General features: G+C 46.2%; 26 protein-coding genes. 9 read left to right on the forward strand and 17 right to left on the reverse strand.

The window, feature by feature from the left end:
* The first annotated feature begins 97 nt into the window (after positions 1-97).
* Positions 98-1,912 carry an AsmA family protein gene (locus tag FD967_RS03175; RefSeq protein WP_215326688.1) on the forward strand — a complete coding sequence of 605 codons (1,815 nt, stop codon included), beginning with the start codon at positions 98-100 and terminating at the stop codon, positions 1,910-1,912.
* A 3-nt stretch (positions 1,913-1,915) separates the two neighbouring features.
* Here FD967_RS03175 and FD967_RS03180 read toward each other — a convergent pair whose 3' ends face one another.
* From FD967_RS03180 to FD967_RS03190, 3 genes are read right to left on the reverse strand one after another with little or no spacing between them, the layout of a single operon-like run.
* Entirely contained in the window at positions 1,916-2,263 is a 348-nt protein-coding gene (locus tag FD967_RS03180; RefSeq protein WP_215326689.1) for a phage holin family protein, read from the reverse strand.
* Positions 2,264-2,319: 56 nt separating this feature from the next.
* A complete protein-coding gene (locus FD967_RS03185) occupies positions 2,320-2,523 on the reverse strand; it encodes a SlyX family protein (protein WP_215326690.1) in 204 nt (67 codons plus the stop codon).
* A 21-nt stretch (positions 2,524-2,544) separates the two neighbouring features.
* Positions 2,545-2,775, reverse strand: a complete 231-nt coding sequence (locus FD967_RS03190; RefSeq protein ID WP_215326691.1) for a hypothetical protein — start codon at positions 2,773-2,775, stop codon at positions 2,545-2,547.
* 33 nt (positions 2,776-2,808) lie between these two features.
* Here FD967_RS03190 and FD967_RS03195 point away from each other — a divergent pair, with 33 nt between their 5' ends.
* Positions 2,809-3,825, forward strand: coding sequence for an LLM class flavin-dependent oxidoreductase (locus tag FD967_RS03195; protein ID WP_215326692.1), 1,017 nt, complete (start codon positions 2,809-2,811; stop codon positions 3,823-3,825).
* Here FD967_RS03195 and FD967_RS03200 read toward each other — a convergent pair.
* Positions 3,817-4,230, reverse strand: coding sequence for a putative toxin-antitoxin system toxin component, PIN family (locus FD967_RS03200; RefSeq protein WP_215326693.1), 414 nt, complete (start codon positions 4,228-4,230; stop codon positions 3,817-3,819). The two genes, FD967_RS03195 and FD967_RS03200, sit on opposite strands and share 9 nt — an antisense overlap.
* Positions 4,227-4,775: a YaeQ family protein gene (locus tag FD967_RS03205; protein WP_215326694.1), complete on the reverse strand. Its 549-nt coding sequence runs from the start codon at positions 4,773-4,775 to the stop codon at positions 4,227-4,229. The genes FD967_RS03200 and FD967_RS03205 overlap by 4 nt, the downstream gene beginning before the upstream one ends.
* A gap of 89 nt (positions 4,776-4,864) precedes the next feature.
* On the opposite strand from FD967_RS03205, the gene FD967_RS03210 reads away from it, so the two are divergent.
* The gene (locus FD967_RS03210; protein ID WP_215326695.1) at positions 4,865-6,475 is read left to right on the forward strand and encodes an NAD(P)/FAD-dependent oxidoreductase; all 1,611 of its coding nucleotides are present in this window, start codon (positions 4,865-4,867) and stop codon (positions 6,473-6,475) included.
* 4 nt (positions 6,476-6,479) lie between these two features.
* Here FD967_RS03210 and FD967_RS03215 read toward each other — a convergent pair whose 3' ends face one another.
* Positions 6,480-7,076: an ATP-binding protein gene (locus FD967_RS03215; protein ID WP_215326696.1), complete on the reverse strand. Its 597-nt coding sequence runs from the start codon at positions 7,074-7,076 to the stop codon at positions 6,480-6,482.
* A gap of 101 nt (positions 7,077-7,177) precedes the next feature.
* Here FD967_RS03215 and FD967_RS03220 point away from each other — a divergent pair, with 101 nt between their 5' ends.
* On the forward strand, positions 7,178-9,109 hold the full coding sequence (locus tag FD967_RS03220) for an ATP-binding cassette domain-containing protein (RefSeq protein ID WP_215326697.1): 1,932 nt from the start codon (positions 7,178-7,180) through the stop codon (positions 9,107-9,109).
* A gap of 42 nt (positions 9,110-9,151) precedes the next feature.
* Here FD967_RS03220 and FD967_RS03225 read toward each other — a convergent pair whose 3' ends face one another.
* From FD967_RS03225 to FD967_RS03250, 6 genes are all read right to left on the reverse strand, one after another.
* On the reverse strand, positions 9,152-9,823 hold the full coding sequence (locus FD967_RS03225; protein WP_215326698.1) for an alpha/beta hydrolase: 672 nt from the start codon (positions 9,821-9,823) through the stop codon (positions 9,152-9,154).
* 57 nt (positions 9,824-9,880) lie between these two features.
* Positions 9,881-10,192: a chaperone modulator CbpM gene (locus FD967_RS03230; RefSeq protein WP_215326699.1), complete on the reverse strand. Its 312-nt coding sequence runs from the start codon at positions 10,190-10,192 to the stop codon at positions 9,881-9,883.
* A gap of 5 nt (positions 10,193-10,197) precedes the next feature.
* Positions 10,198-11,178, reverse strand: a complete 981-nt coding sequence (locus FD967_RS03235) for a DnaJ C-terminal domain-containing protein (protein WP_215326700.1) — start codon at positions 11,176-11,178, stop codon at positions 10,198-10,200.
* A 132-nt stretch (positions 11,179-11,310) separates the two neighbouring features.
* The gene (locus FD967_RS03240) at positions 11,311-12,858 is read right to left on the reverse strand and encodes a UxaA family hydrolase (protein ID WP_215326701.1); all 1,548 of its coding nucleotides are present in this window, start codon (positions 12,856-12,858) and stop codon (positions 11,311-11,313) included.
* Positions 12,859-12,888: 30 nt separating this feature from the next.
* Complete coding sequence (locus FD967_RS03245) at positions 12,889-13,827, reverse strand: 3-hydroxyacyl-CoA dehydrogenase NAD-binding domain-containing protein (protein WP_215326702.1); 939 nt, start codon at positions 13,825-13,827, stop codon at positions 12,889-12,891.
* 58 nt (positions 13,828-13,885) lie between these two features.
* Entirely contained in the window at positions 13,886-14,587 is a 702-nt protein-coding gene (locus tag FD967_RS03250; RefSeq protein ID WP_215326704.1) for a pirin family protein, read from the reverse strand.
* A gap of 72 nt (positions 14,588-14,659) precedes the next feature.
* Between FD967_RS03250 and FD967_RS03255 the strand changes: the two genes are divergently transcribed.
* Complete coding sequence (locus tag FD967_RS03255; RefSeq protein ID WP_215326706.1) at positions 14,660-16,066, forward strand: TAXI family TRAP transporter solute-binding subunit; 1,407 nt, start codon at positions 14,660-14,662, stop codon at positions 16,064-16,066.
* A 29-nt stretch (positions 16,067-16,095) separates the two neighbouring features.
* Positions 16,096-17,451: a DUF3422 domain-containing protein gene (locus FD967_RS03260; protein WP_215326707.1), complete on the forward strand. Its 1,356-nt coding sequence runs from the start codon at positions 16,096-16,098 to the stop codon at positions 17,449-17,451.
* Positions 17,452-17,501: 50 nt separating this feature from the next.
* Here FD967_RS03260 and FD967_RS03265 read toward each other — a convergent pair whose 3' ends face one another.
* Together FD967_RS03265 and FD967_RS03270 are read right to left on the reverse strand one after the other, a co-directional pair.
* The gene (locus FD967_RS03265; protein WP_215326708.1) at positions 17,502-18,779 is read right to left on the reverse strand and encodes an NAD(P)/FAD-dependent oxidoreductase; all 1,278 of its coding nucleotides are present in this window, start codon (positions 18,777-18,779) and stop codon (positions 17,502-17,504) included.
* Between the two features lie 9 nt (positions 18,780-18,788).
* A complete protein-coding gene (locus FD967_RS03270) occupies positions 18,789-19,118 on the reverse strand; it encodes a c-type cytochrome (RefSeq protein WP_215326709.1) in 330 nt (109 codons plus the stop codon).
* A gap of 185 nt (positions 19,119-19,303) precedes the next feature.
* On the opposite strand from FD967_RS03270, the gene FD967_RS03275 reads away from it, so the two are divergent.
* From FD967_RS03275 to FD967_RS03285, 3 genes are read left to right on the forward strand one after another with little or no spacing between them, the layout of a single operon-like run.
* The gene (locus FD967_RS03275) at positions 19,304-21,025 is read left to right on the forward strand and encodes a glycosyltransferase family 39 protein (protein ID WP_215326710.1); all 1,722 of its coding nucleotides are present in this window, start codon (positions 19,304-19,306) and stop codon (positions 21,023-21,025) included.
* Positions 21,022-22,278 carry an exo-alpha-sialidase gene (locus FD967_RS03280; RefSeq protein ID WP_215326711.1) on the forward strand — a complete coding sequence of 419 codons (1,257 nt, stop codon included), beginning with the start codon at positions 21,022-21,024 and terminating at the stop codon, positions 22,276-22,278. Before FD967_RS03275 ends, FD967_RS03280 begins: the two co-directional genes overlap by 4 nt.
* A complete protein-coding gene (locus FD967_RS03285; protein ID WP_215326712.1) occupies positions 22,278-22,898 on the forward strand; it encodes a hypothetical protein in 621 nt (206 codons plus the stop codon). The genes FD967_RS03280 and FD967_RS03285 overlap by 1 nt, the downstream gene beginning before the upstream one ends.
* A gap of 94 nt (positions 22,899-22,992) precedes the next feature.
* Here FD967_RS03285 and FD967_RS03290 read toward each other — a convergent pair whose 3' ends face one another.
* From FD967_RS03290 to FD967_RS03300, 3 genes are read right to left on the reverse strand one after another with little or no spacing between them, the layout of a single operon-like run.
* Positions 22,993-23,985 carry a tripartite tricarboxylate transporter substrate binding protein gene (locus tag FD967_RS03290; protein WP_215326713.1) on the reverse strand — a complete coding sequence of 331 codons (993 nt, stop codon included), beginning with the start codon at positions 23,983-23,985 and terminating at the stop codon, positions 22,993-22,995.
* Positions 23,986-24,044: 59 nt separating this feature from the next.
* Positions 24,045-24,890, reverse strand: a complete 846-nt coding sequence (locus tag FD967_RS03295) for a CoA ester lyase (protein ID WP_215326714.1) — start codon at positions 24,888-24,890, stop codon at positions 24,045-24,047.
* 50 nt (positions 24,891-24,940) lie between these two features.
* The gene (locus tag FD967_RS03300) at positions 24,941-26,311 is read right to left on the reverse strand and encodes an MmgE/PrpD family protein (RefSeq protein ID WP_215326715.1); all 1,371 of its coding nucleotides are present in this window, start codon (positions 26,309-26,311) and stop codon (positions 24,941-24,943) included.
* Between the last annotated feature and the right edge of the window lie 7 nt (positions 26,312-26,318).

Consider the following 26,318-nt stretch of genomic DNA (forward strand, 5'->3'; position numbering starts at 1 on the left):
AAAAGCTATTGCTATTTAGGGTCCGTATGCCATCGAACGGAATAATATAAAAATCAATCCTAGTCTAAGGCTGTGGGTAACTTAGAATCACTTAATAATGAGTAAATTAGTCAAAATCACTATTTGTGCCCTTGGCGGTGTAATCATCCTTATTGCAATGGGAGTATGGTACGCAGCCTCAACGGTAGATCCAGTGCAACTGACCAAATTACTTTCTTCCTCTGTAAAAACCGCTACTGGCAGAGATCTAAAGATCGCCGGGCCAGTAAGCTTAAGTTTTTTTCCAGGGATATCTGTTTCCGCAGAGAGTTTAAGTCTGGGTAATGCACCTTGGGCATCTGATTCTGACATGCTGACGCTCAAGCGCATTGATGTCAATATTAAAACTCTGCCATTGCTAAGTAAGCGTATTGAGATTGGTAACGTGAAGCTGGCTGGTCTGGAGCTATTTCTTCAGAAAAATGGAGCTGGTAAAGCGAATTGGCATATGAGCGCAGACGAATCTGGGAGTTCCCCTGCCGCTAACAAGAATGAAGGCACCTCTCCTACTAATGATAATTTAATCTCCATGGACAGTTTTTCGATTGCGGATGCTCGGATTCAGTATCAAGATCCTTCAAGCGCCATATCAAGCTACCAAATTCAGCGTTTATCGTTGGCAGATAGCGGCGATAAAACGATCCTATCCCTCAGTATCAAGCTTCAAGAGCAAGCTCTCGAGCTCAGTGGAAAAACGGGCTCACTTTCTAGATTACTCAAACAGTGGAATGTTTCCTCGGCGCAATTTCCAATCGACCTGAATTTCACTATGAATGGAAAGTCTATGATGATCAAAGGTGAGGTTAGTAAGAATCCCAAGACTCCACCTACGATTAATTTGACATTGAACTCAAAAGCATTTGACTGGCCTGTCTTTGTGGCGTCTCCCAATCATCCTCCACGGGATTTAAATGGCGCTAAGCCAGCAGTAGCAGTACATCAAGCCCAAAAGCCACAGTCCCAGTACTTATTTAGCAACGAGAATATTCCCTTTGATGTATTGCCTCAAGCCAAGGGGGAAATCGTCATGAATATTGGCGAATTAAATTTGCCAAAACGTAAACCTATTGAAAATCTTCAGGCTACCTTGCAATTGAATGGCAGTGTGATTGATATTCCAAGCCTGAGGTTTGAGATGGGTAAGGGAAGTGCTGATTTACAGATTAAGCTCTCAGAGCTCAATACGTTAACTCCCGTACTCACAGCCAAAGGAGTGACGAAGGATTTCACACTTGAAAGCTTACTAGCTAGGCTTGACCCTGGCTCCAAGGTGAGCGGGGGCAGCATGAAGATGGCATTTGATATGAAAACATCTGGGAGTAGCTTGCATCAAATGGCATCAAATTCCAATGGAAAGATGCAGTTGAGTATTAACCAGGCTCGTATGGGTACGAATTTTTTAAATGATGCCGGTGATTTCGTAGTGACGCTTTTGGATTCGATGAACCCACTACGTAAAAAAACTAATGAGACGATTTTGGAGTGTGCGGTTGCCTATTTACCAATTAATAACGGTCAGATCAATATAGCTAAGTCAGTTGGAGTTGAAACGGACAGGTTGGATGTGGCTTTAGCCGGCTTTATTAATCTGAAGACGGAGGCTATTAATCTCACTATTGATCCACGAGAGAAATCAGGTCTCACAACGGGCCTAGATTTAACTGGAATGGTCAAGATGGGTGGGACATTAGCAAATCCAAAGGCAGGCATTAATCAAGCTGGAGTAGTGAATAGCGCCGTCTCCATTGGGCTTGGTTTTTTGACGGGCGGTGCAAGCATTTTGGCTGAGAATGCTAGATCAATGGCTACAAAGAGCCACCCGTGCCGCGACGCTCTCCACCCCTGGTCTGATATCTATCCTGGGGCGGAGTAATTTTTAAAACAGCATTCCGCTGATAAAGAGGCTGAATAAAGAAATAAAGATACTGGCAAAGAATGCGGTCCAGAAACTAGAAATCGTAAAGCCACCCACTACTGCAGACACCATCATCAGCACTAAGGCATTAACAACCAAAAGAAATAATCCCATGGTGAGGACAGTCAGTGGCAACGTCAAGAGTATTAATAAGGGCTTCACTACTGCGTTTGCGAATCCAAGTAGCAGAGCGGCAATCAAGAGTGAGCCGCCATCTGCAAAGCGTAAGCCGCTAAAAAGATAGCTGGCAACCCAAAGGGATAGAGAAGTTAAGCCCCACTGGACTAAAAATGGTACCAAGTTACCCATGACGAGTGTCCTTATTTAAAAAAGCTATGTTATCTACAGCAAATGTTATCAGGGCTTTAATAATGCGGAGGGATTTCATCTTTTGGACTGCTGTTACCTACACTATCTCCGTTGCTAGCCTGCTCCTTGATGGATTTGAGCTCGCGATATAGAAATTCAATTTGTTGCTGTTGCTTGTAGATTGTTTGATTGAGTTGATCAATCAAATCTTCAGTAAAACTAAGTTTGATTTCAAGATTGGTGATGCGATCATCGGTCATGTCAGTTCCCTTATCTTTATCTTAAGCATCGACCAATTCAAATCGACCATCTTCCATTTCCGCTTTTGGTCTAATCCAAAAGTCGTGCGACTGGAGGGATTCATAGACGTAGGCTGGCTCTAAATTAGCTTCGATATTGGCAAGTAAGACTATCTTATAAAAGCCACCTGTCTTAATGTGTCTTAGCTTGCTACCCGGCTTAAAGATGCCATCATCGGCATCTGCCATCTTTGGCATCTTTGCTTTACTCATGTCAAAAAAGTACTTTCTTAGTATGATCTACGGATGGCAAATTGCGTCCCGTACTCCATTCTAGATATATCTCCGATCCCCGAGGGATTTACCGCTGCAGATGCCTTGCGTAACTCTTTAGACGTTGCTCAGCATGCGGAGGTCTTAGGCTATACCCGCTATTGGGTAGCCGAGCACCACAACATGACGGGTAATGCCAGCTCTGCCACCGCAGTCTTGGTTGGCTATATTGCTGGCGGTACAAAAACTATTCTCGTTGGATCTGGTGGCGTGATGTTGCCAAATCACGCTCCATTGGTGATCGCAGAACAATTTGGCACTTTGGCATCTATTTACCCTGGCAGGATCGAACTGGGCTTGGGGCGCGCGCCAGGGTCAGATCAAATGACGGCTAGAGCCTTACGTCGCGATTTACTTGGAAGCGATGACCGTTTTCCTCAGGATGTGCGCGAGCTGCAACATTACTTTGGCCCCATTCAGGAGGGGCAAGTTGTGAGGGCTATTCCGGGTATGGATACCGAAGTGCCGATATGGATATTAGGATCTAGCTTATATGGCGCTCAACTAGCGGCTCACTTTGGCTTGCCTTATGCCTTTGCTTCACATTTTGCACCCGAGCAATTATTGGATGCCATGTCCACCTATCGCGAACTGTTTAAGCCATCGGATAAATTGGCCAAACCCTATTGCGCATTTCTGATGAATGTAGTCGCTGCTGATACCGATGAGGAGGCGACCCATCTATTTACTACTTTGCAGCAAAACGTCATTCGTATGCGCCGCAATACCCGCGGGCAGTTACCGCCCCCAATACAAAATATAGACGACTTCTGTGAGCCGCATGAAAAAATGACTGCTGCTCATGCTTTGCGCTGTTCTGCGGTCGGATCTTTGCAGACCGTAAGAAAAGAGATGCAGTATTGGCTTGATCAGACTGGTGCTAATGAAATCATCATCACAGGTCAAATTTATGACCATCAAGCTCGCCTCAAGTCCTTTGAGATTGCTGCTGAGGCAGCCAAAGGATTGCGCTTTAGTTCTCTAACCTAAGACGTTGTAATTACTGGTAATGAGGATGTCTTCTGAGGCCGCTCTGCATGCGATTTGAAGCACTGCATTATCTTTGCTAATGAGTACCGCAGGTCTTAAGTGATAGGCTAGATCTAAGAAGATCTGATCATCCGGATCCTGGCATTTCCAGGGTGCGGCAGCTAAGTTCGAATCATCCTGCTGCTGCGCGATAGATTGCCATTGAGCCAAAATGGCTGCTTGAGCTTGTTCATCAAGCTTGAAGATAGGGCGCGAGATGACATCAGCAAATTCTTCTATTGTTTTCTGGCTAGCTACGAAGTGTGTTGTTTTATCAAAAAGCGCTTTCTTTAGGTAAAGGGCTTTTTCGTCATTGAAGACAAAAATATCTAGCAAGATATTGGTGTCTAAAACTACGTATCTCATTGCTGTTGATTGCGCCAGATTTCCGGGGTGATAGTGACTTGTCCCATATCCGAAGAAACGTATACTTCCCCATCTTGAATATTCACATGCAGAACCATACTTCGCTCGACTAACTTGTTCAGTTCTTTGGCTTGCTCTGCCGGAATGGAGATCACCTGAAGATTGCGGGCACGAGTCAATTTATTGGCAATACCATCCCACCAGATTTTGCTGGTGTGTCCACCATAACAATAGACGATAACTTGATCGGATCGACCACAGGCTTTGAGAATACGTCTTTCATCAGGCTGGCCTATCTCAATCCAAAGCTTGATGGCATCCGTGAGGTCTTTCACCCAGAGGTCGGGCTCATCTGTATCGCTCAGACCCTTAGTAAAAGCCAGCTCTTCTTGCGCTTGCAGAGCAAACGCAATGATGCGTACCATCATCCGCTCTTCGGTTTCAGAAGGGTGCTTGGCAATAGTGAGTGAGTGACTGCCGTAATAATGGCGGTCAGAATCTGCGACATGAAGGTCGGATTTGTGGATAGTTGCGCGTAGAGCCATAACGCATTATCGCCTTTTAACGCAGTCATTCGGTCTATCCCAGTATTATTTGGAAAAATGCCCCAATTTACTGTGTATCGTAGAGACCCATGATCCGTATTACCGAACTTCGTCTACCCATCAGCCATGCTCCTGAGGCATTGGAAGAGGCGATCTTACGGCGCTTAAATATCCAGGCCCAAGACTTGATTCGGTTTGATATTTTTAAGCGCAGCTACGACGCCAGAAAAAATGTGGCTTTGGCCTTTATCTATACAGTGGATCTATCGGTCAAGCATGAAGAAAAATTACTGAAGCAGTTTTCGAATGACATTCATATTCGACCATCACCGGATATGAGTTATCACTTTGTGGCCAATGCCTCACAAGTGAAGAGCGAAAGCTTTGAGCGACCTGTTGTCATTGGATTTGGCCCTTGTGGAATTTTTGCCGCCTTGGTATTGGCGCAGATGGGTTTTAAGCCAATCGTATTGGAGCGCGGCAAACCAGTACGCGAACGCACTCAAGACACTTGGGGTCTGTGGCGAAAAAATATCCTCAATCCAGAATCCAATGTGCAATTTGGTGAGGGGGGAGCAGGGACATTTTCTGATGGCAAGCTTTGGAGTCAAATTAAAGACCCGAAGTTTTACGGTCGTAAAGTCATCGCTGAATTCATCAAAGCGGGCGCCCCCGAAGAAATTCGTTATGTAGCTAAGCCACATATTGGAACTTTTCGATTGGTAGGCGTCGTTGAAAGAATGCGTCAAGAAATTATTGAGCTTGGTGGGGAGATTCGTTTCTCACAAAAAGTGGTGGGCTTTGATATTCAGGATGATCAGATTACAGGCGTCAAAATTGAATGTCATCCTGATCTGCCTGCCAATCATGTCGTGCTGGCTTTGGGGCATAGTGCTCGCGATACCTTTGAGGTCTTGCAGGCGGCAGGTGTTTATATGGAAGCTAAGCCGTTTTCTGTAGGCTTTCGTATTGAGCATCCCCAGTCTTTAATTGATAAAGCACGCTTAGGACCACATGCTGGTAACGAGTTGATTGGTGCGGCTGATTACAAATTAGTTCACCATGCCAAGAATGGCCGCGCCGTCTATAGCTTCTGTATGTGCCCTGGCGGCACAGTAGTGGCAGCCACTTCCGAACCTAATCGAGTTGTCACAAATGGCATGAGCCAGTATTCGCGTAATGAGCGCAATGCTAATGCAGGCATCGTTGTTGGCATTACCCCGGATGACTATCCTGGCGGCCCTTTAGCGGGTATCGATTTTCAGAGAGCCTTAGAGTCGAAAGCATACGAGTTAGGTGGATGCACTTATGAAGCCCCTGGCCAATTGGTGGGCGACTTCTTGGCTGGTAAAGCCTCTACAGAATTTGGTTCTGTAATCCCGTCTTATAAGCCCGGCGTGCACCTGACAGATCTTGCCGATGCTTTACCTCCTTATGCCATTGAGGCAATTCGTGAGGCGATTCCGGCTTTTGAGAAACAGATTAAAGGCTTCTCGATGAAGGATGCAGTGCTGACGGGTATCGAAACGCGCACATCCTCGCCGTTGCGCATTACTCGAGGTAGCAATCTTCAGAGCCTAAATATCAAAGGTCTTTACCCTGCAGGCGAGGGCGCTGGCTATGCGGGTGGAATCTTATCGGCAGGAGTTGATGGCATTAAGGTAGCGGAAGCGGTTGCGCTCGACTATCTATCCAAGTAAGTATTTAATTAATTAAGTGATCGATTAATTTCTCAAACTGAATTTCATTAAAATGTAAATTATCAAAGCGCTGTATTGCAGTATGCTCTGGTGGCTCTACTCTGCGCTTAATATATTCATCCCAGTGCTGTAGTTTGTATTCATCTCTCGGATCTAAGCGCCGCTCCATACGGCTTTTAGCTTCACTCTCGTCTAAATCAATCCAGGCAATTCTGATACTCGATACGCTGGGTACGCCCAGTTCTTCGGGCTTAAACATTCGTCCACTTTGGATTTCACTAGAAAAGGGGCCCACCAGGATGACATTCACACCGAGTTGTAGGTTTTCTTTGGCGATAGCAATGAGTCCTGCATATTCCCAATTCCTCAAGTTCTGGAGATAGAAAGGACTATCTCGATCATTGGGGTTATTGGTGGTGAGCTTCATGACATGGGCACTGTAGGCGCCATACACCGTATCTTTATCTAAAAAGAAAAAGTTTTCTCCTGTCTTTTCCACGATGAGTGGCAGTGCTTTTTTAGCTAAAGTGGTTTTACCGGTACCCGCATGGCCGGCAAAGAGAATAAGTCGTGGAGCGCTAGGGCTGAGCTTACAGGTCATTTATCCCTTTATTTGGAGGTATTCCTTGAGTAAATTCTACTTCTCAATCCCATGTTTATTGGAAATATCACCACTTTGGGTGAAGTGACGATAATATCGCCATGGCTTTAATCGTACTCACTGATGCAAAACTGGCTTTTGGCCACGTTGACCTCCTCGCAAACACTGCTTTCTCATTGGAATCTGGGGAGCGGGTTGGCTTAATCGGCCGTAATGGCACTGGCAAATCCTCTTTATTGAAGATCTTGGCCGGCATAGAAAAAATGGATGATGGTTTGCTGCAATATCAGCAAGGCCTCCGCATTGCCTATGTTCCACAAGAGCCTATATTTGAAGCTGAGGAGACCGTCTTTGATGCCGTATCCAAGGGAGTAGCTCAAGCTAAAGCCCTACGTGAAGAATATGAAGCCCTTAGTATTGGAGAGTGGGACGATGCTGCTCACCATCGCCTAGATGAGGTGCAGTCGCAACTGGAGGCTTTAAGCGGCTGGAATTGGGAGCAACGCGTTCATGAAACGCTGGATCGTCTGCACCTTGAGGCTGAGCTCAAGATTAATACTTTGTCGGGCGGAACTAAGAAACGGGTTGCTCTTGCTCGTGCGCTGGTGGAGATGCCAGATGTATTGCTACTGGATGAGCCTACTAACCATTTGGATTTAGATTCGATTTCTTGGTTAGAGGATTTATTAAAAGAGTACAAAGGCTCCGTCATTCTGATTACCCATGATCGTGCTTTCTTGGATAACGTCTGTACACAGATTGTTGAACTCGATCGCGGTATCTTGCGTACCTACCCAGGTAATTTCTCGGCCTATGAGGTATTAAAAGATCAAGAAATGAACTCAGAATCTTTGGCTAATGCACGTGCAGATAAGTTACTTGCCCAAGAAGAAGTTTGGATTCGCAAGGGGGTTGAGGCTAGGCGTACTCGTAGCGTTGCTCGTATAGCCCGTCTAGAGGCTTTGCGTACCACTCGCTCACAAAGACGTGATGCTGTTGGGCAAGTCAAACTTGCAGTTTCAGCAGGGGATAGAAGCGGCAAGATTGTTGCTGATCTACAAAATGTTTCTAAGTCATACGAGCGCCCGATTGTGAAGGATTTCACAGCAACGATTTTGCGCGGCGATAAAGTGGGGCTTCTTGGTCCTAACGGTGCTGGTAAGACCACACTCCTGAAATTAATTCTCGGGACGATTGCACCAGACTCTGGTACGGCAACGATGGGTACGCGCATTGAGGTGGCCTATTTTGACCAAATGCGTGAAGGTCTCGATCTCAACGCTTCTCTTGAGGATTACATCAGTCCAGGTAGCGAGTGGATCGAAATCAATGGCAATAAGAAGCACGTGAAGAGTTATCTGAGTGATTTCTTGTTTGCGCCGGAGCGTACTAATTCGCCTGTAAGCACTTTGTCTGGCGGCGAGCGCAACCGCTTATTGTTGGCACGCTTATTCGCACGCCCTGCAAACGTCTTGGTTTTGGATGAGCCAACTAATGACTTGGATATTGATACCCTAGACTTGCTTGAGCAATTGCTTCAAGACTATAAGGGCACCGTGTTCTTGGTCAGCCATGATCGTTACTTCTTGGACAACGTGGTTACCAGCATCATTGCTAATGAGGGCGATGGATTTTGGCGAGAATATGAAGGTGGTTACGAAGACTGGAAGATTCAGAAGGCGCGCTCAGATAAGATTCGTGCAGCTAATGGCGGCCTTAAGGCAGCTGAGAAATCCGAATTAAAGCCAGAAACAAAACCAGAGGCAAAAGTTGAATCAAAACCCGCTGCCGTAAAAACTGGGGTGAGCAAGCTCAATGGTAAAGAGCGACAGGAATTAGAAGCCCTGCCTTTACAGATTGAAACTCTGGAGACAGAGCAGGCTGATATTGGGATCGCCATGAGTAATCCAGATCTCTACAAGAACGAACCTGAATTAGCGGCGAGCATGCAAGCGCGCTTGTCAGAAATCACTGCCGATCTAGACATCAAATTACAGCGCTGGGAGCTACTCTTAAGTCGCTCAGAATCTTAATGTAATTGCAGTCCTAATCCCCAATGTTCAATGCAGCGTGGGTTATGACTTGCTCAATACCCTAGTCAAAAATCTGGAGATATCTACCAGCTCATCTGGATGAAGAGCGTGTTCCATTGGATAGGTATTCCAGTCCACCTGATAACCTAATTTTTCTAGGGTATCGGCTGAAGCTTCTGCGCGCTCTAGGGTGATCACGCCATCCCAAACGCCATGCGCCATAAAAATAGGAGTCTTGCTATTGTCCTCGCTACTCTCGAGTGCCAGTGAATTTGCTAGAGGTAAATAGCCTGACAGCGCCATGATGCCAGCCAATCTATGTGGAAAGCGCAGCCCTACTTGCAGAGACATAGCGCAGCCCTGCGAGAAGCCAGCTAAAACAATTTTTTCATAGGCAATGCCACGACTTGTCTCTCGTTCAATTAATTCCGAGATCGCTGTTGCTGATTTGTGAATGCCAGCAATATCCTCGCGGTCGTTAATAGCTCTCCCCGTAATGTCATACCAAGCTGGCATCACGTAGCCACCATTAACGGTGACAGCCATAGAAGGCGCGCTTGGAAAAATAAATCGAATAGCAGGGCACTCGGAAAGATTGAGTTGGGGAATGATGGGTACAAAGTCATTGCCATCAGCCCCTAGTCCATGAAGCCAAATGACAGCAGCGTTTGGATTGGGAGCGGTTTCAATTTCAATACAGGGCAATGCGAGCATTTATTTTTTATCCTAAATTACACAGTACATCGTTACTAAGTCTCTCGGGGACTTAGACTATTTTTCACGAACTAGCTGATTGCGAAGGCGACTGATTTCATCTAGAAGATCTAGCGCTAAAGCAACTCCAGGAGTATTGAGCTCTAGATCATGGGTCAGATGAGCAGCAGTCTTTGCGCGCTGAAGAGACTCTCCGCTAAAGCGCCAGTCCTCTGGGGATGAGCCCACAGGGCTGAGAACACCCTCGGATACCCAGGACATGATGAGATCCTCTGGTGCGCGCGTTGCTTGTGAAATTTCCACAATGCTCATGTGCACTTCCTCCTCAACAACGCTGCCTGTAATCCAGGTGATTTGTGTTTGTGTCATATTCATCATCTTTTCAAATGGTTTCTGGGCTTGAAATCAAAAGCTTTCTCCAGTGCTTGATAAGCTTCTTTTTGTGCATCTGTTTCGGCGTTGGGTAAAGCAATGGTTGGCACTACGTATAGATCGCCTGCCTCTTTGCTAGGGATACCCCTCTCTTTGAGTCGCATCTTGCGGCCGGCTGCTGTGCCCGCCGGAATCTTGAGTTCTAAAGTTGAGCCTGCAGGGGTCGGAATATTGACAGTGGTTCCAAGCGCTGCTTCCCATGGGGCCAGCGGTAAATTAAGATAAACGTCTTTGCCATCTACGCGATAAATGGGATTGGGATGGAAATCAATCTCAAGATACAGATCACCTGCATCACCAGAGCCCATACCTGGGCCGCCCTGACCAGCTAAGCGTAGATTTTGTCCAGCCTTAATGCCCTTCGGAATGCTGACATCGAGCTTGCGTTCTTGGGTGCTGACATGGCCGTTGGCATCTTGCGTAGGCATATGCAGGGCGATAGTTCGTTTTGCACCGTTATATGCATCTGCAAGATCAATCAGTATCTTGGCATGATGATCTTGACCTTTCAAGTTCATACCTTGACGGGGGTTGCCACCTCGTCCACCTTGAGTATGGCGTCCTCTGCCAAAGAGAGACTCAAAGAATTCGCTTTGATCACCCTCGTAGCCACCGCCAAACCCAGCGTGCCCGCCACCGAAGTTACTGTCAGAATACTCAAATCCCTCGTTCCAGTTTGGTGGAGGCGTGAAGTCTTGGCCATTTTTCCAGTTAGCGCCCATGCGATCGTAAGCAGCACGCTTTTCAGTATCTTTGAGAACGGAGTAGGCTTCGCCAACTTCCTTAAATTGAGCCTCTGCCCCAGCTTCTTTATTTACGTCTGGGTGATATTTGCGCGCCAACTTTCGGTAGGCTGCTTTAATTTCTGCTTCAGTGGCGCCCCGCGCGACACCGAGTGTTTCATAGTAGTCCCTGAATTTCATAAGCCTAATGAAGTCCTGATTAATTCAATAGTATTAATTCTACAGTCCCTAGCATTGATTTCTAGTTTCTTTTGGGTAAAGAAAAAGCGGGCTAGATGCCCGCTGATCGCTAGCGTGAGGGGGATTCTTTAATCAGCTCATGACGCCCACTTGCCAGGGCACGAATTCATAATCACCCAAACCCAATAATTCGCTTTTAGAAGCCTCTCCAGAGGCTGTCCTGAGAAAGAGTTCAAAAATGCGTTGTCCCATCTCTTGAACCGAAACCGTGCCATCTAAGATCTCACCGCAATTAATGTCCATGTCTTCAGTTAGTCTTTGATACATTGGTGTATTAGTAGCAAGCTTAATGCAAGGTGCTGGTTTAGAGCCAAACATGGAGCCGCGTCCCGTAGTGAAAGCAATTAGGTTTGCCCCACCTGCAATTTGACCGGTTGCTGAGACGGGATCAAAGCCAGGCGTATCCATAAATACAAAACCTTTGGCTGTGACTGGCTCTGCATATCGATAGACCTCCATCAGAGGTCCAGTACCGCCTTTCATAGAAGAGCCGAGTGACTTTTCAAAGATGTTGGCAAGGCCACCAATTTGGTTGCCGGGACTCACTTGCCCATTGATCTGTACATCACGACCAACGGAGTACTCATCTTTCCACCAACGAATCCGTTGAATCAGTTTTTCACCAATGGCTTTGCTTGCTGCACGACGGGTGAGGGTGTGCTCAACCCCATAAATCTCGGGTGTTTCGGAAAGAATACCTGTGCCACCATGGCGCGACAAGATATCAATTGCAGCACCTAAGGCGGGGTTTGCAGTAATGGAAGAAAATCCATCTGATCCACCGCATTGCAAACCAACACATAAATAGCTCGCAGAAACAGTTTGACGTTTTACTTTATTGGCTTCTGGAAGAAGTGCTTTGACAGCTTCAATGCCAGCTTCAATAGTTTTACGTGTGCCACCAGTTTCTTGCATGATGAAAGTATGCAAAGTAGAGTTTTCTTGCAATGCTTCTTGCTCCATCAATCCTTTCAACTGATTACGCTCGCAACCTAAGCCGATGATGAGAGCTGCAGCTAGGTTAGGATGTTGCGCGTAACCCGCCATCGTTCTGCGTAGCAGTTGCATTGGCTCACCACTCATCTCCATGCCGCAGCCGATACTGTGACTAAAGGCAGCTACACCATCGATATTGGGGTAGTCTTTCAACCTCTCGGGCGTGAACCAGTCAGCAATTTTATTGACCACCGTTGCAGAGCAATTGACGGTTGATAGAATGCCAATGAAATTACGCGTACCTACTTTTCCATTAGCGCGTACATAACCTTCAAATGTTGCACGCTCAGATTCTGGAAGAAGGTTAGTGGGCTTGTATTCACTGGCATAGGCATAGTCACGATCAAATTCACGAAACTCAGTGTTATGACTATGGACCATCATGCCAGCTTCAATATCAGCATTAGCAAAGCCCACAGTTACGTTGTATTTAAGGATAGGCTCACCCTTCAATATTTTCTTTGCGGCGATTTTGTAGCCGGCAGGTACTTGACTACGACTAGTCAAATTTTCGCTAGGGACGCTTTCACCAATGCCAATATCTATACGGGCAACAACAATATTATCGTTAGGATGTAGGCGAATAATTGGCCCAGCTAATTTTTTTCCAGATGTTTCAATCATTTAATACTTTCAATAGATATATTTTATTTGTTAGTCCATATTGAGTACATCAAAGGCTGCCCTCAACCTTTTTGAATACGAATGCGAGGTCTGCTCAATTTCTTCCGGGGTCCATTTTCTGAAGCCCTCGCCGGCCTTCATGCCAGTCTTTCCTTCCGCCATAAGTTGTACTACTTTTGGTGGCAAGGAGGTGACATTGGAGAGGGAGGGGTAGATTTCTCTTGCTGCATTTGCCATTCCGTCCCACCCTGAGATTTCTTTTTGGGTCATGGGCCCAACGGCGGCATAGCGAAAACCAAAGCTAAAACGTACTGCATCATCAATGTCCTCTGGGCTTGCAATACCCTCTTGCACAAGTGATAGTGCTTCACGCATTAGTGCATGTTGAATCCGATTAGCTAAAAAACCAGGAATGTCTTTTTTAACCAGCACCGGTTTTTTGTTGATAGCTTTATAAATTTGGCACACTCTTTCAGAAAAAGCGGGATCCGTTTTTTCTCCCATCACAATCTCAACCAATGGAACAATCTCTGCCGGCATAAAGTAATGGGCTCCCATCATCCTGTTAGCAGTTTTCAGGCCGGCAGAGATTTTGGTGATTGGAAAGCCAGAGCTATTGCTACCGATCGGGATATCGGCCGGGACTTTGTCATCAAGGTAGGAAAAAATTTGTTGCTTTAATTCCAAATTTTCGGCAACGGTTTCAATCACCCAAGAGCATTTACTCCATGCCTCCCAACCTTCCATGGTAGTGCTCACTTGAGCCGCCTCGATGGTAGCAGCATCAAGCGAAGCATTTTCACCGTGCAAACCAATCTTGAAGGCTAGCTCAATGGCTTTCCTTAGGCAGTTACTGGACTTCTCTTTACTTCTTCCTAGAATCGCAACAGGGACGCTGTAAGAGATGAAGCCAGCTGCAATTCCTGCGGCCATGGTGCCGGTGCCGATAACGGCTACGTATTGACTCATATTTTCATCTTATGTATTTAGGTTGAGAGTATATGGATGGCAGTCGATACCCTTTTTATTAACTACTGAGATCGAACACCAAGACCTCAGCATCTTTGGCATCACCAATGAGTAGGCTTTTTTCATTCTCTATTAGTAGTGCGTCGCCACTTGTTAGAAGTATATCGTTGACCTGTAGAGAGCCTCTTATCAGATGTACATAGGTCTTACGCTGTAAATCGAGATCCACTGTTTGGGACTGGTGACCATCAAAAAGACCAGCATATACCCGGGCATCCGCATGAATTTTGACAGCATTCCCCGATCCATCTGGCGATGCAATCAAGCAGAGTTTGTTTTGCTTTTCTGAGGGCGGAATAGATTTTTGCTCATAGCTTGGCGGGATTTCCATGACATTGGGTTCTATCCATATTTGGAGGAAGTGGGTAGTTTGATCATTGGCATGGTTGAACTCGCTATGGGTGACTCCAGTTCCGGCACTCATGCGTTGTACGTCACCAGGTGGAATGCCTTTGATATTTCCCATGCTGTCTTCATGTGCTAATTCACCAGACAAAACATAGCTGATGATTTCCATGTTGCGGTGGCCGTGCTTCCCAAAACCCATGCCTGCTGCTACCCGATCCTCATTAATCACCCTTAAATTGCCCCAAGCCATAAATCGGGGGTCGTGATAGCCCGCAAAAGAGAAGGAATGGAAGCTTTTAAGCCAGCCATGATCGGCGTAGCCACGGTCTTGAGCTTTTCGGAGGGTTAGCATGAGCAGAGTCTTTTCTGGAGGGCAATAAGCACATTATCATTAGCTTTTGACATATTTGCTGATTGGCCTTCCATGGGAAGTATCAAACAAGACATTAAAGAAACCTATCTCGGACTATACGAGACTGCTCAGGAGAAGTTGGGTGATTTTGCTCAGTTCCTGAGAGAGGCTTGGCCTATCTTGGCCATTCTTTTGGTGATCTTGCTTGGAGTTTGGTGGTACGCCGATCCACCACCACCAAGACATGTGGTGATGGCAACTGGCCAGTCCGGCGGCTCCTATGACGTTTTAGGAAAAAAGTACGCTGCTTTTTTTGATAAAAAAGGTATTACTCTTGAATTGCTCCCAACAAAGGGTGCCGAGGAAAATGTGGCGCACTTAGTTGATCGTCAGGATCCAGTTCAGGCCGCCTTCGTGCAAGCAGGCGCATTTAATCCTCATGAGGTTACTGGGGTTGAGTCGCTTGGCACAATTTCTTATGACCCAATTTGGTTATTTTATCGTGGTCCAGAGATTAAGGTGGATGATTTTCAGTCCATTAAAGCTCGCGCCACTTTCTTTCTGAATTCCAGAATGTCAGTTGGTTTGAAGGGGAGCGGAACTTATGCTCAAGCAATGCATATCCTAAAAGCGAATGGCTTTGAGGAAGGATCTCATTTTCTAAATCTCTCTAATACTCAATCGGTTGACGCTTTGCAAAAAGGCGAGATCGATGCGGTGTTCATTGTGGATGCTTATGAAGCCCCGAATGTCCAGAAATTACTAAAGGATCCCAACTTACATTTAGTTGCCTTTGATCGAGCTGAGGCGTATGCGCGGTTGCTGCCATATATGCAAATACTGAATGTCCCTGCAGGTGCATTTAGCTTGGCGCGGAACTTTCCTCCTAGAGATATTAAGTTGATGGCTTCAACTACCAATTTATTGATCGATGACAGAATGCATCCGGCGCTCCAATTTTTATTTTTAGAAGCTGCACGCGAGATTAACGGTCAAGCAAGCTTCTTTGCAGAGCATGGCGAATTCCCTTCTTTTAAAAATACAGGACTTGCACAAAGCCCTGTGGCCTTGCATTATGAAAAAAATGGCTCGCCATTATTAATGCTCTATTTCCCTTTTTGGTTAGCAGAACTGATCAATCGCTTGATTTTTGTATTGCTGCCATTTTGTGCTGTGGCATATCCTGTCTTACTGACTTTGCCGGGCTATCGTAATAAACGCATGAAGCGAAAAATTGATAAGTTGTATGGCACTCTAAAGAGCTACGAGCAAGAGTTAACTGAAAATTTTCTGCCAGAAGTGAAGAACGAGTATCTGATGAAGTTGGATTTACTAGAGTACCAGGCACTACAGTTAAAAGTCTCTAAAAGTATGTCTAGCGATTATTACGCCTTACGCACCAGCATAGACTATGTTCGCAACTGCCTAAATCGGGGTGTTCATCCATACAAATCTCAGGAGAATGCTGCTGGCGTATAGTTTAAGCGTAGCCATCTAAATCAAGCCCCATGAAACCTTACGACCATCCCGCTCGAAAACAATTGCACGAAGAAGTGCATGCGCGCCCACCCATTGCGCTCTGGCCAAATGAAAGAGTGTTATCACAATCTTTTTTGCTTGATGCAAGTTCTCGTCAGACTCAAATTGAGTGGATTCAAAAGCTTAGCGTCGCCTTAGGCATTTCTAATGATCATCAGCAGGATCACTCCTTTAAGATGTTGACCCTGGCGCCGGAGCCAGAGAGGGTGTTGATTAAATGGGAGTTGCATGGCGAGTTTGCAACCATTGCGGCCATTACACGTAATCCCATCAAAATCACTGGACCGTTACTGGAGTCACGCCTCGCTCTGGAAAAGAGTTTGGATGTATTACTTCAAAGCTTGGGCTGCCCAACTATTGTTGAGGCTGGCGGCGAAAGAATTTCTGCGTTAGATCTCGCATTTGAGCATCGCACCCTCTTTACAGAAGCTCAAGAGGTATCTTCCATCTTTAGCGGGAATACCGTACTAGGTAGTTACATCTTATCGAGCAAGAAGGCTCAGTTATGGACAGATTTACGCTTAGATGAAGATGGCTTTATTTCTTACTTTATTCCCCACGATATTTTGGGATCACGGCAGGCTGGTCGTGTTGCGCGTGCAATTGCTGAAGCTGAAACTTATCGGATGGCGGCTATGATTGCTTTTCCGGTAGCGAAGAGCCTTTCTATGCCACTCAGAACCGCAGAGTCGGAATTGGCGGATTTATCTAAAAACATTTCTCAATTGCAAACTGAGTCAGGGGTACATACCGAAAAAGATGGCCAGTTTTTAGGTGAACTCTCTAATCTAGCCTCACGAGCCGAGCAATGGATTTCCGGATACGGACTGCGCTTTACCGCATCTGAGGCTTATAGCCAATTACTGAATAAAAACCTATACGAGCTAGCAGAGTCTGCGATTCCGGGCGTGCAATCCCTCTCCGAGTTTATGGATCGACGTTTTCAGCCGGCGATGGGAACCTGTATTTGGACTCAACGTAGATTAAAAGAATTATCTGACCGAATCTCAAGGACAACTCAAACTTTGAGAACGCGTATTGAATTTGTAAATGAAGAGCAGACACAAAAATTACTGGCTAGCATGGATCAACGAGCCCGCTTGCAATTACGATTACAAGAAACCGTGGAGAGTCTATCCGTACTGGTATTGACTTACTATGCAGTGAGTTTGCTCGCCTATATAGCTAAAGGTGGCAAAGAGGCTGGTCTTGCTATTCATCCAGAAATTATTGCCGCTATCGCCGCCCCAGTAGTGGCGATTACTTTCTTGTTTATCAGCAATCGAAGACGCAAGCGAATCATGGAGATGGGTAAATCGCTGTAGATATTAAAAAAAGAGGTCGAGGCCTCTTTTTTTAATGAGCGTAAATACTTTTAACCCAAGCTATCTGCCCAGATGTTATGCGCCCAGCCCCAAGCATAAATACCCTCAAGAATAGAAGGTGCAGGTGATAAGCCTCCAGAACCAGGAACGGTCTTGAATGTTTTTTCTGCGGCATTGTATTGATGGACGCTGGCAACGTGCACGACTTCTCGGTTATTCACAAAGCTGTAGCAGGTATTTGTCAGAACTGGCGCTGGATTGATTTCCCAGCCATTCAATTCTGCAACGATTGCTGCTGCTGCGACTTTGGCATGTTGATTAGCCATGTGACCAGATTTAGGCATTAACGGTGCAATCTGAATCGCGTCACCTAGCACATGAATATCTTTGCGTGCTGTTGATTCAAAGTTGAGGAAGTTGACATTCGCCCAGCGACCATTGGAATTCGCTAATCCGGTTTTGATGGCGATTTCACCAGCAGCCATTTGCGGTAAGACATTCAATACATCAGCCTTCACATCATCTTCAACTTCGAGTCTGAGTGTTTTGGTTTTCGCATCAACGCCAACTACATTGCTCTTCGGACGGTACTCAATCATTCCAGCATATTGCTCAGCCCAAACTTTCTTGAACAAGGCGCCCTTGGAAACTACATCTTGGTTGGCATCTAAAATCAATACCTTGCCCTTAGGATTGTGCTGCTGAAGATAGTTTGCTACCTGACATGCACGCTCATAGGGTCCAGGAGGGCAACGATAAGGAGCTTCTGGGATGCTGATTGCAAAAGTACCGCCTTCACGCATAGCAGCGAGTTGCTTGTGTAAGGCAACAGTCTCTGGACCGGCTTTCCAAGCTTGTAGCGTTACACCTTCTTTATTGGCTTGAGCAAGGCCTTCAATGCTTTTAAAGTTCATTGAGACACCTGGAGACACAATGGCTTTGTCGTAGCGCAAAGTTTTTCCGGAAGCGAGTGTCACCGTCTTTTTATCTGGATCAATGCTACTGACGCTATCTTGAATAATCTTGATCCCATGGCGCTTGCTGAGGGTGTCATATGGTGAGGTAATTTCAGCGATCGTACGTGATCCGCCGATGACCAAATTAGACATTGGGCAGGAGACAAAGGAGGTGTTGGGCTCAATCAGAGTCACTCTAGCGGTGTTATTGGAGAAGAGTCGCAAGTATTTAGCGGCGGTAGCGCCACCATATCCGCCACCAATGACTAAGATTTCTGCTTTTTGTAAATTAGCCGCTTTAGTTTGGCTTGAAAGACCTGCAAGCAGACCAACTGCTGCAGCACTCTGACCTATAAAATGTCGACGATCCATAGCGCCTCCTTATTGTTTCTTGCCAAGTTGATTGGCAATAGTGGTGAGTTGTTCGTCGGAATAGCCTTTAGCTAGTTGAGGCATGATGGTGCCTTCTAATGCTCCAGACTTATAAGCTTTTAGCTTGGCGAGCATTTGTTCGCTAGTGAGATTATTAATTAGTGGCATGCCGCCATCCACAACGCCTTTGCCATCTGTACCGTGGCAATTGGCGCAGGTAGCAGCAAGTCCACGTTTATATAGTTGGTCAGCGTTTTGGGCAAAGCCGAGTCCGCTCCACTGGCTCAGGCCAATGAGGGCGCTAGTCACCAAAATGGGTTTTATATACTTCACTTGCATAGGGATTATCTCCGTCTTACATACAACCGTTCTTAGGATACTGCTGATGAACTCTATCTTAATCAGATGGGGATGGGATTAGTGGTTTTACTTAGACTGATTTTCAATAAGCTCAGAACCAAAAATGAGGGTATCGACCTTGTTAGTTTTTTAGTATTCCACTCCAAGACCTATAAACTAGCAATATGCAAGGCTCATTTACCTACCGAAATGCCATTTTCATCCTACTGCTAGGTGTATTTACCTACCTATATGGTTTAGATAGTCGCTTTGCTCCGAAGAATGGGGATGAATATCCCTATATGCATATTGTCCGAATGACCGCGGATGCTGGGGCTTGGTTACCGCTTCAGTCCGAAATGGATGGCATTAAAAATACTAAGCCTCCCTTGGTGTTTTGGGAGGGTATTGCTAGTACCGCCTGGGGAAGCGACTGGACACTCTTCTCGCTGCGTTGGCCCAGTGTTATATATACCGGCTTAACCGCATTTTTCTTATTTTTGGCTGTCTCTCGCTTTAGCGGTAGGCGGCAGACTGGCTTATTGGCGGCTTTAGTATGGCTTTCCTTTTTTGCAACTTACCGCTACGGACGTCCGTTCCTGACAGACCCCCCCGAAGTATTTTGGCTAAGCTTGCCCTTTTTTGCACTCTTATATTGGGGTAAAGCCGCTTTTGATTCAAAGTTTTTCTTTCCTGTATTGGCAGGTGCCTCTTTTGGTATGGCCTTGCTGTCAAAGTCTTTTGCCTACATCGTTCCCGCTGCATTTGCTTTGGGCTTGTTTTACTGGCGCTGGCGTGAATGGAATATCCCCAAGGTCTTATTGCAAGACCTATACAAAGTCTTATTGATTGCAGTTCTAGCTTTGGGCGTATTTGCGCTGTGGTTTGCGCTAGATCCTTTCCCTGAAGCAGTTTGGAAAGAATTTGTTCTAGGTGAGAATGCTGGTAAGTTTCAAGCGCGCAGCTCTAACTATTTATTAGATTTAGTGCGGGGTGGCGATAGTGTTTGGATGCTGGCTTTAACGACTTTGGCTAATGCCGGACTATTTATCTTCGTGTTGATTTCTGCATTGATTCAATGTTGGCGAGAGCGGCGTTTTATGTCTCTTGAAGAGAGCCTTTTACTGCTGTTAGTCTTAGCCTTTTTTATTGTGTTTAGTTTGCCAAGTCAGCGCTCGGGGCGATATCTACTTCCAGTGATGCCAGCATTTGCTACTGTGATCGCATTGCATTGGGATCGATTGCCTGCATGGGGATTTCGGGTTGCATTGCTACTGCAGTTGCTATTACTTGTTGCGCTTGTTTGGGTAGGTGGTAATTTACAGCTGTCAAACTTCCTGGGCCAGTCCGGCATCTGGAGTTATTCCCCTTGGCATTGGGTTTTTATGGGAGCCGCGATAGCACTAGTAATGCTTGGTATATTGAATCGCAATCGAAGTAAGGCAATCGCTTTAGCGGGCTGCTTTCTTTGCTATTGCGCACTTACTAGTGGCTTATCACCTCTCGAGGGTTCCTTGGGTCGGTACTCGCAAGCGACTATTCAAGACCTTGCCGGAAAAGATGTTTGGGTACCTTGCGACTATCGCGCTAAGGATGAAGAGTATCGACTCTTATTACCTGGGGCAATATTGCATGGCTATTTTGCGAAGGATGCCAGTCAAATTGATTTGCTAACTAAAAGTTACCCACTGGTAGCGGTGCAGTCAGCTATTGGTGTAGAGCCCGCGCTATGTGACTCTTGCAAGATAGTGGGTAAGCGAATGGAGATGCGAGCGCGCCATTCTGATGCAGAAATTCAGGCGATACTCAAGGGTCAAATTGGAGAGCACCTGTTTGTGAATGAATATTTAATTTCTACTCCCACAAAAATTGCATTGCCATTAGTGGGTAAGGATGCTTGTCGATGAGTCGCGTGATCGCCTTTTGTTTTTTATTGCTTGCCTCGGTGCTGGGTTTTCTTCACATTGACAGTCGCCCAGTATGGGCGCCGTTTGCAAGTAATTACCCAATAAATAATGTCAATCAACTTGATGATGCATCGGAGTTAACGGAGGATACTAAGCAAGTCAAGGTGCTGAAAAATACTGCGCCATTAAAATCATTAAAGCATGTTCAGTCCAGCCTGCTGACAGATTGGTTACCTGACACTGGAGCTCCTTCAGTGCATGCCGCCTCTTTAATTGCGCTTAAGGATGGTGCGGTGAGAGCCTTCTGGTTTGCGGGCAGTCGAGAAGGTGCTCCAGACGTAGTCATCAATACATCTGTTTTTGATTCGCAGGCATCTCGATGGAGTGCCCCAACAGTTGTGGTGGATCGCGTTAGTGCTGAAAAAGGCCTGTCTCGCTACATTGCTAAGTTAGGTAATCCTGTTCCAGTCAGAATGGCCGATGGCCGCATGCAATTATTTTTCGTAACGGTTTCTATTGGAGGTTGGGCTGGCAGTTCAATCTCTTCAATGATTTCAGATGATGAGGGCTTAACTTGGGGTCAACCTCAGCGTTTAATCAGCTCCCCACTAATTAATTTAAGTACCTTAGTAAAGTCACCAGCCATCTCATTTGTAGATGGGCGGCTGGGTTTACCGGCATATCACGAATGGATTGCTCGTTTTGGTGAGTTTCTGAGAATCGATGCGAGTCAGGTGATCGATAAGCGACGCATGAGTTCGGGTAGGGGTGCAATTCAGCCGGTAGTTTTTGCTGATGACCCACAAGAGGCACAGGCTTTCTTTCGCCAAACTCGATCCAGTTCTCAGCCAAAGCAGATCCCTTCAAGTGAAACCAAAGATGCTGGACAATCTTGGACGACAACAAAAGACCTGGAGATTCCGAATCCCAATTCTGCCCTTGCTGCACTCACTTTAGCTAATGGAACGAGATTGATGGTCTTGAATAACATCGAGTCAGCGCGCTATCGATTGGTGATGGTAATGCGTGAACCAAGCTCCCTTCAATGGCAGGTAGTGCAGGTGCTCGAGGAAGATGCGTCTTTAATCAATGATCAGCATCGAGAATTTTCCTATCCGTATTTAATTTCTGCGAGTGGTGAAGATGCTCATCTTGCCTATACCTGGAATAGAACAAAGATTAAGCATGTTTATTTTCCAGCGACCTGGTTTAAGCATGCCGCTAGCAGCCCTAAAGAAAAGGAAGTGCAATGATGACTCCTTATTTACAATTGATCGCTCTTCTAGAGATGTCATTTAACTGTGCGGTAGTGCTCATTATTCTTTCGCAAAAACTATCTTCGAAAGAAATTCCATTTGCAATTCGCCTGCTTATGCTCTTGTTGTTAGTAAACTTATTTTTCTGGCCACTAGGAATGTCGCTTGAGTTACCTTTGGCTGCCTATGTTCGAGGTGTTACGGGTGAGCTGAGTGTTGTGACTATGCTTTTACTGTGGAGCTCCGTCCTACCTTCTGCTAAAAAAACACCGCTTGGATTTAAGGTACCGGTGGTATTAATTGCGATTGCGTTTTATCCCTTAGCGCTAGGTCTTGGAATGCTCGATCCCTACGCTTGGGGTTATGGTTCCATTGGTCTTTTAATCGCCACCATTTTCTTTGCCATAGTGTGTGGCCTTGCTGGCTGGACTAAGGGCGTTTGGATTCTGTCCTTTGCGATTATTGCGTGGGCAGCCCATTGGCATGAATCCGCCAACCTCTGGGACTATCTTTTAGATCCTTTCTTAGCTATTTGGGCCTTGCTAACAATCCCGAATGCAATTTATCAGAAGCGTCTTGAGAGAGTCCGGTCAAACCATCTGTTTAGAGCGGGTTGAGTAGCGAGCTAATTAATCGATACATCTCTCAATTTTAGGTAACAAAAAAGCCAGCAGAGATTCGCTGGCTTTTTTATTTACCGCTATTCCGGAATTAATCTGGAATATTGGCTTTACGAATGACTGGACCCCAGATGTTGATTTCTTTATCAAGGTGATCTTTGAGGCCTTTAGCGGATACTTTATCCATTGACACAATATCAATATTGGCATCATCCAAACGCTTCTTCACATCAGGAGTATTCAATGCCTTCTTGAGTGCAGCATTGATTTTGTCCAAGATTGGTTGCGGAACGCCTTTTGGAGCATACACGCCGTGCCAAACTTTAACTTCAAAGCCTTTGAGACCTTGTTCGTTCAGAGTTGGAACATTAGGAATTGCAGGCAAACGCTTCATCGTGGTCGTGCCAAATGCTTTCACGCGACCATCCTTGATATAAGGAATAGTTTGAGTTGTCTGGTCGCACAATAGGTCAACTTGACCGCCTAAGAGATCAGTCAAAGCAGGGCCAGTTCCTTTGTAAGGAATATTGGTCAACCGAACACCCATACGACTTTGAAACAATAGACCGCATAGCTGTGATACAGCACCTGGACCCGCATTAGCCATCGTTACTTTTGAACCATTGGCTTTAATGTAAGCCTCAAGCTCTTTAAAGTTATTGGCTGGCAAATCTTTTTTACCGAGCAACACCATTGGCACGTCAGCAACTTGGCCGATGTACTCAAAGCTAGTCATTGGGTCGTATGGGAGTTTGTCATACAGCGCATTTGCTGTTGCCATACCCATGTGATGAATATAGATGGTGTAGCCGTCTGGAGCTGCGCGAGCTACTTTGGTGGAGGCAATTGTGCCGCCAGCGCCAGGCACGTTCTCTACTACTACTGTTTGACCTAAGGCCTGACCCATTGGCACTGCAATTAAGCGTGCGATAGTGTCAGTTGGGCCGCCAGCTGCAAATGGAACAACCAATTGAACTGATTTAGTAGGCCAATCCTTTTGAGCAGATGCAATATTGCTACCCAATAAAGTGCTGGCGCTGACAACTGCAGCAATTCCAGCAAAGAGGGTTTTCTTTATTTTCATTTAAGTCTCCGTTAATGTGTGATGCAGGCTAATTTTGCCACTATTGAATACTATCGGTTTTAGGGTTTACCAGCAATCGCCAGAGTCCTTTGGGCCAATAAGACGACGGGACGGTCAATCATGCGGCCATCTAACTTCACTGCACCGCCTTTAGATGCCTTGTCAGCCTCGATGACCCGATGAGCCCAAGAAACCTCTGCAGCAGTAGGCATAAAGGAGTCCTTCACCAAGGAAACCTGCTTTGGGTGAATACACAACTTTCCACCAAAGCCCATTCTTTTGGCACGCTCCGCATCATCTGTGATTCGCTCAATATTATCAGTAGAGGGAGTAACCCCATCAATTGGAGGGGCGATCTGGGCCAAGCGTGAGGCCAGCACAATCTGAAAGCGCGCAGTTTGTAGTTCAGTTTCTTGTGCGTCACAAACCATGCCTAAGTCCGCTTGCAAATCAATATTACCTAAGGCCAAGCGCAATACTTGTTCAGAATTAGCGATTTCATTGAGGCGTTCAAGACCGATGGCAGTCTCAATCATCGGAATGATGGCGGTGTTTGGAAGGATTTGTGCTGCGCCATTGATTTGATCGAGAGACTCACTTTTTGGAATGAGTAAGCAAGCTGCATCCAATTCTTGGATCAGGATGAGGTCTGCCGCATAAAAATGACTACCAGGAGAATTCGAGCGGATCACTAGACGCTTTTTTTGTTCTGCAGTAAATGAAGGCCAAGCCGCACGTATTGCTGCGCGGGCAGATTCTTTGTCTTCCTGGGCAACTGCATCTTCTAAATCAATGATGACGCCATCGGCACCACTATCGAGTGCTTTAGCAAATCGCTCTGGGCGTGTCCCCGGAACGAATAAGAAAGTACTGCTAAAGCCGATTGGGGTATCAAGTGGATTCATGTCTGTGGCTTTATAAAATGTGAGGCAATGAAAGAATCAGCAACTGAGATTTAGGATATCAAGAGACCTATCTTGGACTCCTTGCGGATATTCCACAAGCGCTCAATTGCAGCGCTCATCTCATTTGGGCTTGCGCCGCCACTAAATGCCGCTAGACGCATGGCCTTATCGGTAATTTCAGTGCGACTGAGAGTATTGCCGGGATCGCCTTTGGGTTCGTCAACGCGACCTTCTAAAACCTCGCCACTATTTAAATAGACTTTGACTTTGCCAATCCAGCGTTGAGGGTAGGCTCCATCCACTTCGGGATCTAAAATCATGGTGACGCGATCACGGAATGCGCAAATGGCTTGATCATGAAAGTGTTGCTCAAATTCTTGCAGACCTGCAAATTGATAATGGGCGATGAGGGCTAACACAGTTCCCATAGAGAACTTAGATTGGTGCACAGTCGTAGGATCGGTCACTGGGCCAAGCACATCGATTGCGCCCTGATGAACCAAGGTTTCTACTTTAGCGATATCACTGGGCTTGAGTTGATGGGCCAACATCACTTGTAATAAGGCATCTGCGGCAGGGTGAGTGTGACGACACGAGGCATGATATTTAAAGCTCGTCTCAGTAATGGTCCAGCGAATACCCAATCGATCAATCAGCTTACTAGGGTCTGCATCACTCGACATACCAGCCGCTAAACCTTGTTTGCCCTCCAAAATATGTTCGGCACCAGTAAAGCCTGATTGCGCTAGGTAGGCTGACATCAAACCAGCAGAGGCAGCGTGCGCAGTATGCAATTGTTTGGAGTCGGCGGCATCGCGCAGAAATTCCCAAAGGCCAGCGGATTGAGTGCCGGCTGAACCAAAAGCGTGCAACATTTGAGTGGGGTTCAGTTTCAGCAGGCGACCTACTGCAGCGGCAGCAGCCAATGTGCCTGCGGTGCCGGTAGTGTGAAATGTCTTGTAGTGTGAGCGACCTAAAAATTCACCGACCCGAATGCCGACCTCATAGCCGGCAACAGCAGCTACTAGAAGATCTTCGCCTGAGGCACCAATCGTTTGCGCCGTTGCTAATGCTGCAGGAAACACCACAGTAGCGGGATGAAAGACAGAGCCATTATGGACATCATCTTGCTCGGCTACATGTGAAGCTGCGGCATTCGCTAGTGCCGCTAAGAAAGGGCTTGAGTTTTTGCGGCTAATCAGAATTTCAGCAGAACCAGGATTAGCGGCATTAAAGCCACCCATGTTTTGCGCAAACTGCGTAATCGTTTCTACTGGGCGTGAACCTTTGCCGGCAATCGCAGAGCCAAACCAATCTACCAGTAAATCTTCGGTGCGCGCAATCACCTCTTGGGGGATGGCGCCAATCTTTAATTCGGAAGCAAATGTAGCTAAGGTTTTAGATAAGTGTGGAGTTGTCATTGAGTAA

The sequence above is a fragment of the Polynucleobacter sp. JS-Mosq-20-D10 genome, assembly GCF_018687755.1.
In the GTDB taxonomy this organism is placed as follows: domain Bacteria; phylum Pseudomonadota; class Gammaproteobacteria; order Burkholderiales; family Burkholderiaceae; genus Polynucleobacter.